Below are 14,031 nucleotides of genomic sequence, written 5' to 3'. Positions count from 1 at the left end.
CGCTTAAACCAATGGACTCCTCCTCTGTAGAGTGCTAGTTTCCGAGTCGAAATACGACTCTCAAAATCAAGGAGAACCACTTGGATAAAACAGCTCTTAAGAACATCAAACCCGAGGTTCTGGACTCCATCGCTCGTCGCGCTCACTACTTGGCAACCCAAATGATTTGGCAAGCCAACCACCGTTCCGACAAAGAAAAAGGCGATCCAAAAATCGGCGGTCACCCTGCTGCTAGCGCCAGCTCTCTTCACATCATGGGTGCCTTGCACTTACTTGTGAAAACAGGCTTCGATCATATCGCGAACAAACCACATGCTTCGCCAACTGATCACTCGTACAACTATCTTCTCGATCTTTTCTTGAAAAACGACTTGTCTCGTTTGTCACAAGAAGAGTGCGATACAGCGATGAACGGTTTGCGTAAATTCTCTGCGCAAGGTGAACCTGTATTCCAATCTTATCACTCAACTTACGACTCTGATAACCACAACTTCTACCCATCCGGATCTGTTGGTATTCCACCAGTGGCTGCGGGTTACATGGCGCTAGCCTACCGTTATGCTCGCGAGCATAATTATGAAGTTCCAGATGCACACTTCTGGGCTGTTTGCGGTGACTCTGAATTCCGCGAAGGCTCTATGTATGAAGCTGTTCCTGACTTTGCTGAGCGTGAGCTTGGTTCTGTGACTTGGATCTTGGACTACAACCGTCAATCACTTGATGGTCACCGTATCACGAACAAAGAAATCATGAACGGGACAGATGCTGACCGCGTTGAGCGCACAATGGCTGCCAACGGTTGGGAAGTGATCCAAGTTCGTCACGGTTCTAAACGTCAAGCGCTGTTCAAAAAGAAAGACGGCGAGCTTTTCAAAAACTTCCTAGAAAAAGAATTGGAAGACTACGAATTGCAATCGTTGCTTCTTGTGCAAGACATGAAAGCTTTGAAAAAAGGCATTTCGAAAGAACATCCGCATCTTAAAAAATTCCTTGAGAGCGTGACTGATCAAGAGCTTTACGATGCTTTCCGTGATTTCGGTGGTCACGATATGATCCTTTTGGCTGAAGCAATGCTGAAGTCAAAAGAATCAAAACGTAAACCCACAATCATCATCGCGCACACTCTTAAAGGCTGGGGCCTTCGTGCCGCCGCTCAACCGGGCAACCATTCTTCTTTACCACAAGAAGAAGAAGTTGAAGAATTGCGCCAAAAACAAAAAATCTCAGGCGACAAACTTTACGAAAGATTCGCATCCGGCACTGCTGAAGCGAAATTTCTTAAAGAGCGCGGTGAATCTTTGCTTGCAGACATCAAAGCTCAACACGCCTTGAAAGCAAAAAACCAAGATTCATTCTTGAAACAACTGACAGCTTTCGGCGAAATCCCAGAAACTTTGGACATCAACACGAAAATGACAAGCTATCCGCATACACAGTGGATGCTTGGTCAGTTGACTGCGAAGTTGACTCGTATCGCGAACACGCCGCTTGATGAGTCTAAACTTTCTGACAAACAAAAAGCTCTTACTCCGAACGAAAAGCCATTCAAACTTCCGGGCGAATTGTTCATCTCTATGGCGCCAGACGTGGGAACTTCAACGAACTTGAACCCTGCGATGGATGGTAAAATCTTTGGTGCTCCAGTTGTTGTCGATCACGAAACTGACTTGGGCGTTAAAGACCACAAATTGCCAGACCTCGTTCCTGGTGAGGAAGTATCAGACCGTTTCTTGCGTTTTGAAATCGCAGAAGGAAACGTGATGACCTGTGTGGGCTCATTCGGAAGAATGCGCGATACATTGGGTATTCCACTCATGCCTTTGATGACAGTTTATGATTTCTTCATCAAACGTGCATTGGATCAATACTTCTACAATCTTTACTGGAAAAGTTCTTTCATCTGCGTGGGCACTCCGTCTGGTGTGACATTATCTCCTGAAGGCGCGCAACACGGTTGGAAATCTGATATCCAAATTCCATTCCAAATCACTTGGGAACCGTTCTTCTGCCAAGAGTTGGATTGGATCTTGTGTGATGCTTTGAAACGTCACGTATTGAACGACAATGCGGGCCGCTCAGGCGTGTTGTTGCGTTTGGTGACTCGCGGAGCTGAACAAAAAGACATGCTTCACTACTTGAAAAAACAAGCTCGTTTCAAAGACGGCTTGCAAGCTCCTTTGGCACGCGCAGAATTCCCAATGAATGGCGCAGCAAACGAAGAAGAAGTAGCGGCTCTTGATGAAGCAACAATCTTCAGAACTGTTCGTGAAGAAGTTTTGAAAGGTGCTTACTACTTGATCGATTACCGTGGTTACGCGGGCTATGAGCCGGGTGACAACGTAATCAACATCTTCGCAATGGGTTCCTTGACGACTGAAGCTATTAAAGCTTCTGAAGCATTGTTGTCTCGTGGTATTTACGCAAACGTGATCGTTGTGACTTCAAGTGATTTGCTTGTTGGCATCCAAGGTCACGAAACTGACTACGAATACTTGAAATCTGGCTTGGGTATTAACTCAAACTTGATCTTGAACCGCAGCGAAGAAGTTCGCACAGGTGATTTAATCACAGTTGCGGGTCGTCGCGTTCCTGTTGTCAGCGTTCATGACGGTGAAGCAGGTCTTCTTGATAATATCGGCTCTATCGTCGGTGTTCGTCAGGAATGCTTGGCTGTTCGCAAGCACTCAAAATGCGGTCGCCCTTCTGAAATTTACGCTTACCACGGTATCGACGCTGAATCAGTTGTTGAAGCTTGCGGTAAAGTATTGGCAGAAACAGCTCTTGAGAAAGTTATCGTATCTGAACAAGCCCTTGGCGATGCCCACCAAGCAGAAGGCGCTTCTGCTCACTGGACAGAGCTTTGGCCTTCTAGAACTCCTGCACAAAAACACTAGTGCGGGAGCCTTATAAGAGGCTTATGGATTATTCTGGTTTTACCAATGAAAAACTCCCCTTAGATGGGGAGTTTTTTTTAAGCAAAAACAAAAAGTTCGACGAGTTGATCTTTTTTGTTCATTTCTATGATGGCAGCAAACGCCAACTGATCCGTCACATTAAACTTGTTAACGATTTAGGTTTTGATGCCTTCGCTTTTCATTTAAAAGGCACACACAAAGACATCTTCGAATTAAGATTGCCGATCAGTCCGAATGGTAAATTTGGTGCGAAACACGTTTACGCTGATCAAATCACTCATCTGTTAAATATCATTCCTGGAAATAAAATCGTCTTTGCTTTTTCCAATCCTGGAGCAGCAGCGATCGAAGCGATTTCTCGCAGAAATAGTTCCGACGTGAAGGCTTTGATTTGCGACAGTGGACCGACGGCTCGCTTTTTACCTTCAGCTTACAATCTTTATACGCATGAGTTTCAACTCAAATCGCGCTTGCTAAAATGGACACTGACTCCCCTTTTGAGCATGGGATGGAGTCCGCTCTTGCATAAAGATTTAAAACAAGATTTAGATAAATTCCCAGAGGGTTTCAAAATTTTGTCAATTCGCGGTTGGAAAGATAAACTTATTCCACCAGCCCACATTGATGAAGTGTTTGAAGGTCACCCGCAGTTGGAATGGACGAAATTATCATTGCCTGAAGCCGAACATTTGACAGGCCTTCGCGACTTCCGTGAGGAATATGTCCCTGGTGTTGAACGCTTTCTCAAAAGTGTTGCCACTGCAATTTAATAGTTCTTTCGCTTTCACTCGACATCATCTGCAAGTCCCTTAAGAATATTTTTTCTGGAGGGACACGCATGAGACTCAAACATGTTTTGCTCGTTGTTGGATTCTTCTTTCCAATTCTTTCGTTCGCGGATCGCGGCTATCTCTACGAAGGTACTTTTTATCGTCAGGGTAAGGATTATCTCAATCGTCTGGCCTCTACCTCGAATGATCGCCTGCAGAACTTACCTGAAGACAAAAGACAAATTTGTGAAAAGCGCTATGACTCTCTTTTAAAAGATGGCGTCCTCGATATCCGCATTGCTCTGGGGTATTTCGATTGGACAACAGGAAGCCCGCTTCGTTATTACGGTGAGAACTACGGCTATAGCCCCTCCATGGATATCGGGGGTTTCTATGCACTGAGTTCGATCTTGACCTCCTCATGCCGGGGAAACAATCAGCTCTGCGGTTTTCGTCGCGAATCTGGAAACATGTATCGATTCTCAAAACCCATTCGCATTCGCGGAAAGACCTTTACAGCGCGTGTGGAAGTGCAGTTTTCTTCCGAAACGGAACTGCTTTCCCGCAATACGGGACGCTACTCAGCTAATCAATCTTCGCGCAGCCAATACACCGAAAGTTTTTTCAAGAACGCCATTCGCAATGCGGATGTGACATTTTATTTCGGGCATTCCCGCAACGGAGGCGGCCCTGACTTTAACCCGCCGGTATTTGTTCCCGGCACAAATAAATTAAACTACTCGGGCTATTATAAAGCCAAAAGACCCGGCCTCAATAAGATGCTCAATGCCTTTAGCAGTGCGGAGGACCCAACCGAAATTATGGGCCTTTTTTCTTGCGATTCGCGCGATCACTTTTTAAGAAAAATTCGCTCTCTATCGCCTCATACAGGCGTGATCACATCCTTAGACATCTTAACAGTCACAGAAGTCTGGACAGCGATGACAGGAGCCTTGGATTCGCTTTTACGCGGCCAATGCCAGAAAAGCTTTTATCAATCGCTTCGTATGACCGCCGGGAATCAGAAATATATGACTATGGACGGTGTTTTTGAATAGAGGCCTGTAATTCAGCAAAGTCCATTTCCAAGAAAAAGAACGGGTTTAAAATAAATAAACCTGAGGAGGATCCTATGCAAAACCTCGATCAGTTACAAAATTCAGAATACTTTTCATTTCAAAAGAATCACACCGTTGGTTTTTTTGACTCGCGCGAGGATTTAGATAAGGCTTTGGAGGCACTTCGCTCCCACGGCTTAAGCGATGATTTTTTTACGATCTATCATGGAGCTGAGGGCCTGCATGCCATCGATCCCGAGGGCGAGGAGCACAGCATGCTGGAAAAGTATGCGCGCTTTATCCAAAAGATCTTTGGCTCGGGTGATTGGACACTTTTAGAAGAGGCCGATCGGGAAATGCGCGATGGCCACTATTTGCTGAGCGTCTTTACCGAAGACGATGAGGCGAAGGCTGAAATCATCGACATTCTGAAGGAACATCACGCCCATAATATCCACTATATTGGTCTTATTTACATTGAAGAGATCTCGTAAGAGGTCTCTTCTTCGTTTGTGAACGCCCTTCGCCAGAACCCCAAAAACTGGCTCGTTCTTTGTATTTGTTTCTCTACTATGAAATTATCAAGATTTAGACCCCAAATAAGCGCGATTTTGGCAACTTTTTTTGCCGCCTGTACAGTTTGTGCACAATCCGTGAATCCTGAGGTCTTTCTCAGCGAAGCCTTGCATGTTGATTCTATCGTACAAAATAATGGAACGACGACCCTAAAAGGCGTAGCTGTCTATGAGGTTCGCGACCGAATTTTGAAAATCTCTACCAAGAATTCAGCGGACTCTGTTTGTCGCCTTTTCGGATTTGACCGAGCTCTCGGTAAGCCCACATCTACCGAAAACAACCCAAATCTTTCGACAATTCGCTTGGATTCAAATGGAGAAATTGAAAGCTTTGAATTCACTGACGATCGCGGAATCGATCAAATTTCTTGCACTAAAAATATCGAAAACCCCTTGATCATTCAGAAACCATCTTTTTTTAGTTCTTATTTTAACGAAAAAAAACTGAAAGATCTCACCCGAGTTTTCTTCCGCTGGATGCTTCCTTTAAGAAAGGAATTCAATGCTCGATTTGATTTGAATTTCACTGAAAATGATCCAGCAGTTGGTATTGCTGCAACTAGAATTTACAGTGGAAAAATTAAATCGCCTTACCGAATTTCCTTCAAAATAGACACCCAGCAATTTTCAAAGCTTGCTCTGAGCATCGATGCTTATTACCTCATGCTTTGTCATGAAGTTGGCCATCACCAAAACAACTTTGCGCAGATTCAAAAGAATCTTACCAACTCTATTTCGACTTCGGAACGGGATGCAGATTGGTACTCAATGGACTACTGCATGAACTATTTTGCGGAACCTCAGGGGATCGCGTTTATCAATAGGGTTGAGATTCCTCCGGATGTTGAAACCTTCTGTTCAAAACACCGTTCTTCAGCGACTGAAAACAGTATTTGCAAGCGCGCCGCCCTAGCTGCTATTTCGCTTACTAGCGCTGTTATGCAAACCCGCGATGAAGCACTCCCTAGCCTGTCAAAAGAAGCCTCTGAAGCCGCGACGGGCCCATTTGGCCATGCTTCAAAGCAATGTCGTTTAGACATCCTTAAAACTAAGTTGAGTTGCTTGCTAGATGATCAAGCATCATGCACAAAGCCTCGCTGCATGAATTAGTTTTATAGAGTGAACGCCTCAATTGACAATACCGACCTGCCAAGGCTACTTTGCGCCCGAACAATAAGTCACATAGAGGTATTTTGAATGCAAGATCTTGAATTTAACGTTTATAAAGTAGAGTCTCCACTTGGCGAATGGCTTGCGGCTTTCGAAGATAAAGAATTGGTTTTCCTCGGTAGCTATGCTGCTGGAAAAAAATTGGTGGAAGGCGATCTTGCGAAATTCTTCAAAGAACTTTATGGCTTTAAACTTGGAAAATTCACGCCTGCTAAATGGACTAAAGGAAACTTCTGGAACAAAAAGCACAAAGTTAAAGTGATGGGCACAGACTTCCAAATGAAAGTTTGGTTGGATCTTTTGAGCATTCCTGAAGGCGAAACTCGCACTTACTCTGACGTTGCAAAACGCTTGAAAAAACCTTCGGCAACTCGCGCAGTAGCCTCTGCAGTTGCGAAAAACCCAATTGCTTATTGGATTCCTTGCCATCGTGTTGTTGGTAAAGGCGCTTCTAAATTGAAATACCGTTGGGGTTCAAAATTGAAAAGTGGTCTTCTCGAAATGGAAGGCGCTTTGAACTAAGTGAATAAAAAAGGCGGCTCCTAGCCGCCTTTTTTGTTTTCAATCTAGTAAGTAACAACACAAGCTAGAGTTGTCGGGTTGCCCTTTTCGTAGCTGTACTCAGCTAAAATCTTACGACCTTTGTAAGTGCTCACTTGTCTTTGAAGAGTCAGCGTATAGGTTTCGCCATCGGCGTAGTTTTCAAATCGAATCGAATTCTTCGTGATAGACTTCACTTCCATCGCCGAATTATTTGTTCTTAAAACTCGCGGAGAAGAAGAGTTGATTCCATAAAGTGAAAACACTTCATCTAAATTCATAAGTTCGCTGCAGTGAATGTCCTTCACTTCTCTTAAATCAACATCGACTGCAGCAGACGCTGCTGAAGAAGCCACTAAAAGAACGGCCATCAAGAAATGTTTCATATACATATCCTTTGTTAGAGTTAATTCGTGAGTTTTTAAAGCAATGCCTGTGCCTTCCTTTATTCAAATAAACGCAATCGCCATGAGAATTTCTCGCACAGTTCGTTTACAGCAGACTTTTTTGCGCCTCTTTGTCCCCTAAACCGACTGGAGTGTTCGGAACGATATGTAAAAAGAAAGGGATTAGACGGCAAAATCAGATGATTATATTAAGTTATTAAATTCATTGGCGTTTTATCCAACAAAAACGAAAGTCTAGTTCATTTTTAGGTCTTTGACTTACATATTATTTACATAGTAATTTATGTGTAAATGGAGAGCGACCTATGAACACCATGGCCCTTCCCGCACTTGCTAACATCAATTTTTTATCACCTGAGGAACTTGCCCCTCCCGCTGGAGTTCCGACAGGAGTTTCCACCTTTGATGACTTTCTTTTATGGAGAGGAGTTCCCAAGGGAGACCTGACTTTGTTTCAAGGCTCTCCCGGGACAGGCGCGACCTCGTTATGGATTCAACTCACACAAAAAGCTCATGAACAAGACAAGTGGGTGGCGTGGGTGAATTCCGGCCAAAATCTTTTCCCCACACATCTCGCGAGTAAGAAAATCAATCTGAAGAAGTTGCTCGTTGTAAAAGAACCTTCTGAGCAAGAACAGCTCTTTTGGATTTTACAAGAGATGATCACCAGTTCTCTTTTTGAGGTGATCGGTTGTCAGTTGAAGGAGATGTTTTTAAAAAATCACCAGCTGCAAAAACTTAAAAAGCTCTGCCGCTTTCACAAAGTGGCTTTGGTCTTTGTCTGTCAGCGCGCGAGCAAATTTATCAACCCACTTTTTTCTTTGATCATTCAGTTTCAGAGAGACTTTGTGACTGTGCAAAGAGCTCTTCATCGTCCAACCCCTTTCCATATTGCCGGGAGTACTCTGTATGCGAACTTTATGCCTCAACTTAAAAACCACGCAAACAAGCTCCTTGGCTGAAGCTTTTTTGCAGTTAAGCCCGCAAGTTCAGTTCCGCTTTCCGCACTATGTTTTTATTGATATCTCGTCGACCTCTGGAATTTTAGGCGGCGAGCAAGCGTGTTTGGATAAAGCCTTGGTGATTGCGCGCAAATTTTCTCACGATGCCAGCGGAGCGATTGCCGACTCTCCAGCTGTGGCGCAAATGATGGCACGCTGGAAACCGGGCAGTATCACCCCCGTTGGCAAAGAATCTTTTGCAGGTTTTGGCTTGGATGCAATCAAAGATCTCGAAGGATTGCATCCTTGGCCCAAGATCACGGTAATCAATCATGTTATTTCACTTTGTCATTCTTTAGGAGTTTTCACTCTGGAAGAAGTGGCGAAATTTAAAATCACATCACTCAGAGAACGTTGGGGGGATATCGGTGTATTACTTTGGAATCGTTTGCACAATCAAGACTCTCAGGTCATTTCTCCCCTTATTCCTCGCGACCCTCTTGTGGGCTACGCATATTTGGATGATCCCTTAAGTCGCGTGGATCTGCTGATGAATCGCTTTCGCCCCATCATGGATGGGCTTTTTGCGCGCCTGCAAGGGTTGTCACGTTATGCGCAAAAGCTAGAAGTGATTTTACACTGCGAATATTCAGACAAGAAATATGTTCTGAATATTGAGCCGATCAGTGCCAGTCGTGATCAGGAATTGTTCGAAGATCTGCTGGAAAAGAAAATGCAACAAACGGTTTTGGAAAATCCAATCCGTGAGTTTGAAGTAACTCTGTATGATGTACCAGAAAAAATTCAACAGCTGGATTTTTTCGAGCCGCGAGACAACTCGGAAGATCGCTGGCGCCGCTTGATCAGTTTTGCCAAGCAAGCCAACTGCGAGATGGGTTTTCTGCAAATGGAAGCCAGCCACTTTCCTGAAAAAAGCTTTCGCCTTGTCACAGACTGGCCTGAAGACTTTAATCCGCAGGATTTGATCGAAAGAAACGAAGGTGCTGTTCAGGTGAAATCGGTTTACGCCAAAGGATTAGCACAAAGTCCTCGTCCCTCATTGTTGTTAGAAAAACCTATGCCGCTCAATGATTACGAAATCAATCGCCTGCGCTTTGTTTCGTCCTTACCCAGTGAGCGCATTGAGTCTTCGTGGTGGCAGGTCAGCGAAAAAGAACTCAAGTATCGTGATTACTATTTTGCCTTGTCTCAACAAGGTCAATTGCTCTGGATCTTTCAAGATCGCATGAGCTCGCAGTATTATCTACATGGCTACTTTGATTAAAAAGCAGCCGAAGTTTCAAGCTCCCGCCCTCAAGGCGCGGGGCTTTGTGGAACTTCTGGCTCGCACGAATTTTTCCTTCCTCCAAGGCGCTTCTCATCCTGAAGAAATGGTCGAAGAAGCTATCAAACTCGGCTACCAAGGTATTGGCATCTGTGATTTGAACGGTTTGTATGGAGTGGTACGCGGTCTGCAAACGGCACAGACACCTTCTTTTTTCTCGGCTAGCCTTAAAGCGCGTGAAGACTTTCATTATCTCATTGGAACTGAACTGACTCTCAGTGATGAGAGTTTTTTGACGTTAGTGCCGATGACCAAAGTGGGATACACGCATCTCTGCGAACTGCTCACTTTAGGTAAAAGACAAGCAGCCAAAGGTTTTTCTTTATTAAGTCTTGAGCAAATTGAAAAGCGCAGCCAAGATCTTTTGTGTTTTGCTATGCCTCCGGTCAGCGAAGAACGTTTTGAGGCTCTCGAAAAGATTTTCGGCGATCGACTTTATATTCCAGTTTGGAAAGATCTTACTTGGGAGTCACAAGAACATCTCAATCATGCTTTGTCGTTAGAAGAAAAATACGGCGCGCAACTTTTCGCCACTCAACGTCCTTTTATGCACTCAGTGGATCGCAAACCCCTCTTTGATGTACTAACATGTATTCATCATCATACGACCTTAGAAGACGCGAAAGATAAGCTGATTCAAAATGCCGAGCGTTGCCTGAAACCATTGGAGGACTTGAGTTTCCTGTGGCAGACACGTTTAGATCTTGTGGAAAAAACAGTGGATATTGCTCGACGCGTGAGCTTCTCTTTAGAGGAAATTCGCTATCGTTATCCGCGTTCTTATTTGCCCGAAGGAATGAATGCGTCGGACTATTTGCGCCAGCTCACTTATGAAGGGCTTGAATGGCGCTATCCGCAAGGCGCTCCGAGCAGCGTGATCAAACTTATTGAACATGAATTAGAACTCATCAGAGAGCTTGAATACGAAGATTATTTCCTGACACTAAAAGAAATCTGCGACTTTGCGAAAGAGAAAAATATTTTATATCAAGGCCGAGGTTCCGCAGCGAACTCGGTGGTGTGTTATTGCATTGGTCTGACTTCAGTTCGACCAGGCGATATCAGTCTTCTTTTTGAACGATTTATTTCCCGCGAACGTCGGGAGCCTCCAGATATCGATATCGATTTTGAGCACAGTCGTCGTGAAGAAGTGATTCAGTATATCTATGAGAAATACAACGAGCGCCATGCCGCTATGGTTTGCACCGTGATTCGTTTTCGTTCACGCATGGCCCTACGCGAAGCCGGAAAAGTTTTTGGGATGTCACTTGCGAATATCAATGCCATGATCAAATTCACAGGACGCGATGGATTTCGCCGTCTTCTCGAAGAGCCCGAAATTGGCGAACGTTTTGGGCTACCTGGCCCGCAGTGGGGTTTATTTCTGAGTCTGGCCCAACAGATTCGCGGCTTTCCTCGTCATTTGGGAATTCACACGGGCGGATTTCTCATCACTCAAGATCCAATTACAGAAATGGTACCGGTTGAAAAAGCCACGATGAATAGTCGCTATGTGATCCAGTGGAATAAAGATGATGTCGCCACTTTACGATTGATGAAAATCGACGTTCTGAGTTTAGGAATGCTCACGTGCTTAAGAAAATGTTTTGAGCTTTTATCCAAGCATAAAGGTTTGCATTTTAATTTGGCGACAATTCCCTCAGAAGACAAACCGACTTACGATATGATTTCTAAAGCAGATACTGTCGGAGTTTTTCAAATCGAATCACGCGCGCAGATGATCACTCTTCCTCGCATGAAGCCGCAAAACTTCTATGACCTTGTGATCGAAATTGCGCTGATTCGTCCTGGCCCTTTACAAGGAGGCATGGTTCATCCTTTTCTACGCCGTCGCCAAGGACTTGAAAAGGTAACTTACGCCCATGACTGCTTAAAGCCTATTCTGGAAAAAACTATGGGTGTGCCGATCTTCCAAGAACAGGTCATGCGAATTGCTGTGGTCGCGGCAGGCTTTACGCCCGGTGAATCCGATGAACTGCGCCGAATTATGTCTTCCGCATGGAGAAAACGCATGACCATGGATGGCGTTAAAGAGCGGATCATGCGAGGGCTTGCCGAAAAAAATATTTCCCCTGAATACGGCGAGCAAATCTATCAAACAATCGAAGGCTTTTCTAATTTCGGCTTTCCAGAAAGTCACTCCGCAAGTTTTGCCTTACTCACCTATGCAAGTTGTTATATTAAATGCCACCATCCCGATGTTTTCGTCTGTGCGATTTTAAATAGTCAACCGATGGGATTTTACGCTCCGAGAACTTTGATTGCCGAAGCCCAGCGCCACGGCGTAGAAGTTCTGCCCCTGGATGTACAAAAATCCGATTACGACTACACCCTTGAAGACAACTGCAAACTACGTGTCGGCTTGCGCTCCATTTATGGAGTCTCAGAGGACATGTTGATGCGAGTAGAGCAAGAAAGAAAGCGCGAAGCCTTCCAAGATTTGCGCGACTTTATTCAGCGAACACAAATTCCAAAAGGAATTCTGATACGCCTAGCGGCTGCGGGAGCCCTTGATAGTTTCCACGAACAAGCCCGAGAACTTATTTGGAAAATCGAAGGCATGAGTTTGGATCAGAACAGTTTCCTTTGGGGGCAGTCCAAAGAACTCTCAGATGATATTCAAGAAGACATTCCTTTTGAGTCAAATTGGGATCGCCTGCGCCGCGAATATGATACGAAAGGATTTTCTGTTAATGATCATCCGCTTTCGGTTTTACGTTCTTATTTAAACGCCAAAAATGAACATTTTATTCAGCAACAGCAAGTGCCGTTCCGCTGCTCTCAAGATCTTCCGCATTTCCGCAACAAAACCAAGGTGCGAACAGCCGGACTTATTGGAATCACACAACGACCCCCAACAGCCAAAGGCATGTGCTTTATTACCTTAGAAGACGAATTTGGCTTTATGAATATTGTGATCACGCCAGACGTGTATCAAAAATATCGCACGGTTATTTATACCCGTTCACTTTTGGAAATTCGTGGTTCCGTCGAGCGAGTTGGCGATATTATTAATGTCCGCGCTGAAAGCGTTCTCCCTTTAGTCTAGCAACGCCCCAGTGTTTTAACAGATTTGAGATCTTCATCATAAAAGCGCCTACACTTAAAGTGTGTGAGGTGTTTGTGAGATTTTTATTATTCATCACAATCCTGATCTCTTCATCTTGGGTTTCAACAGCTCTCGCAGTTCCAGAGCCGCGCGAAGAATATTTAACTCCGGCAGAACCTGTTTCCAGCCTGCGCTCGCGAATGATTCCGTGTTACAGCGGCTATCGCGGTGTGGGCCGAAGTGTCACGGGAGTTGAAGTGGCCGGCGAAGAGTGTCCTATTTACACCTCGACTTTGCCTCGTCGATTCGATCGACCCGAGCAAGGTGGCGAGATTGACACTCCCGGAAATCCCTTCCCAAAACGTATGGAATAACACCGCTCAGAAAAATCAATTCGCACTTGCGTCTGCTCTGGTTTGAGCGGATGATCCCTGCATGTTGAAAGAAGCCCTTGAGTTTTTATTAACGCCAACAACTCCCCTTGCTAGACGATACGGTTTTCTCTACCAATCTATTTCTTTGAAACACCGCTATCATCGTTGCAAAAAGATTTGGATGCCGCATCTTAAAAACTGCCAAGATCTTTTCTTGGAAAATATCCAAGACCTTCCGCAAAAAAATCATGTGGTGATTTTAGGAAGCGCGCACTTGCATGAGATCCCCATGCACCTTTTGGTACAAAATTTTAAACGTGTCACATTGGTTGATGTGATTCATCCCCTGAAGCATCACCTGCTGGCGAAAAAAAATAAAAACCTTGAACTGATCACCAAGGATTTAAGTGGTGCCTTGGCAGATCTTGAAGAAATTGAAACATACGAAGAGCTTCTCACCCTGGCACAACAGCTACACGAGAAAAAACTTTTCCATTTTAAAGCGGACTTAATTGTTTCAGGTAACCTCTTATCGCAATTGGCACTTTTGCCGATTGAACAAGTGGAAAAAGCATTGAAACGCCCCCTGACACTGGAAGAAAAAGACCACATCTGCACTCAGTTCGGAAACAATCACCTTAAAAATCTTTTGGCCTGTGAGGGACATAAGCTGGTTTACTGCGATCGCGAAATCACCTACCGCTCTCCTGATAAAGAAGTCATCTATCAAGGAAGCTACCCCATTGATTTTTCTGGATTCACATATCTAAAAAATTGGATGTGGGAATTGGCTCCTAAAGGTGAAGCTTCCAAAGAATATTCCATCGAAATGAAAGTAGAAGCTTACCGTAAAGACTAAGCAGTTC

General features: G+C 44.5%; 12 protein-coding genes. 11 read left to right on the top strand and 1 reads right to left on the bottom strand.

The genetic code is table 11. The features are described 5' to 3' along the window. Positions 1–80 precede the first annotated feature (80 nt). The 6 genes from ACLWOR_RS09070 (at position 81) to ACLWOR_RS09045 (ending at position 7,010) form a co-directional block, all read left to right on the top strand. On the top strand, positions 81–2,894 hold the full coding sequence (locus ACLWOR_RS09070) for a pyruvate dehydrogenase (protein ID WP_413940379.1): 2,814 nt from the start codon (positions 81–83) through the stop codon (positions 2,892–2,894). 23 nt (positions 2,895–2,917) lie between these two features. Beyond that, entirely contained in the window at positions 2,918–3,685 is a 768-nt protein-coding gene (locus ACLWOR_RS09065; protein ID WP_413940378.1) for a hypothetical protein, read from the top strand. A 68-nt stretch (positions 3,686–3,753) separates the two neighbouring features. Beyond that, positions 3,754–4,743, top strand: coding sequence for a hypothetical protein (locus ACLWOR_RS09060; RefSeq protein ID WP_413940377.1), 990 nt, complete (start codon positions 3,754–3,756; stop codon positions 4,741–4,743). Between the two features lie 74 nt (positions 4,744–4,817). After that, positions 4,818–5,237 (top strand): hypothetical protein, encoded by a 420-nt coding sequence (locus ACLWOR_RS09055; protein WP_413940376.1) that lies wholly within the window; start codon positions 4,818–4,820, stop codon positions 5,235–5,237. 117 nt (positions 5,238–5,354) lie between these two features. Continuing rightward, positions 5,355–6,428, top strand: a complete 1,074-nt coding sequence (locus tag ACLWOR_RS09050; RefSeq protein WP_413940375.1) for a hypothetical protein — start codon at positions 5,355–5,357, stop codon at positions 6,426–6,428. An 87-nt stretch (positions 6,429–6,515) separates the two neighbouring features. Continuing rightward, positions 6,516–7,010, top strand: coding sequence for a methylated-DNA--[protein]-cysteine S-methyltransferase (locus tag ACLWOR_RS09045; protein WP_413940374.1), 495 nt, complete (start codon positions 6,516–6,518; stop codon positions 7,008–7,010). 44 nt (positions 7,011–7,054) lie between these two features. On the opposite strand, the gene ACLWOR_RS09040 is transcribed toward ACLWOR_RS09045, so the two are convergent. Then, the gene (locus ACLWOR_RS09040; protein ID WP_413940373.1) at positions 7,055–7,414 is read right to left on the bottom strand and encodes a hypothetical protein; all 360 of its coding nucleotides are present in this window, start codon (positions 7,412–7,414) and stop codon (positions 7,055–7,057) included. Positions 7,415–7,740: 326 nt separating this feature from the next. Here ACLWOR_RS09040 and ACLWOR_RS09035 point away from each other — a divergent pair, with 326 nt between their 5' ends. The 5 genes from ACLWOR_RS09035 to ACLWOR_RS09015 all read left to right on the top strand — a co-directional run bounded on the left by ACLWOR_RS09035 (position 7,741) and on the right by ACLWOR_RS09015 (position 14,024). Beyond that, positions 7,741–8,397 (top strand): recA protein, encoded by a 657-nt coding sequence (locus tag ACLWOR_RS09035; protein ID WP_413940372.1) that lies wholly within the window; start codon positions 7,741–7,743, stop codon positions 8,395–8,397. Beyond that, positions 8,345–9,661: a hypothetical protein gene (locus tag ACLWOR_RS09030; protein WP_413940371.1), complete on the top strand. Its 1,317-nt coding sequence runs from the start codon at positions 8,345–8,347 to the stop codon at positions 9,659–9,661. The genes ACLWOR_RS09035 and ACLWOR_RS09030 overlap by 53 nt, the downstream gene beginning before the upstream one ends. After that, complete coding sequence (locus tag ACLWOR_RS09025) at positions 9,645–12,791, top strand: DNA polymerase III subunit alpha (RefSeq protein ID WP_413940370.1); 3,147 nt, start codon at positions 9,645–9,647, stop codon at positions 12,789–12,791. Before ACLWOR_RS09030 ends, ACLWOR_RS09025 begins: the two co-directional genes overlap by 17 nt. Before the next feature lie 74 nt (positions 12,792–12,865). Next, positions 12,866–13,165: a hypothetical protein gene (locus ACLWOR_RS09020; RefSeq protein ID WP_413940369.1), complete on the top strand. Its 300-nt coding sequence runs from the start codon at positions 12,866–12,868 to the stop codon at positions 13,163–13,165. A gap of 61 nt (positions 13,166–13,226) precedes the next feature. Next, the gene (locus ACLWOR_RS09015; protein WP_413940368.1) at positions 13,227–14,024 is read left to right on the top strand and encodes a hypothetical protein; all 798 of its coding nucleotides are present in this window, start codon (positions 13,227–13,229) and stop codon (positions 14,022–14,024) included. The last annotated feature ends 7 nt before the right edge of the window (positions 14,025–14,031 follow it).

It is taken from the genome of Bdellovibrio sp. HCB2-146 (assembly GCF_047345725.1).
Lineage (GTDB): Bacteria > Bdellovibrionota > Bdellovibrionia > Bdellovibrionales > Bdellovibrionaceae > Bdellovibrio.
The sequence above is the reverse complement of the archived record's forward strand: the minus strand, read 5'-3'. Positions and strand labels throughout refer to the sequence as shown.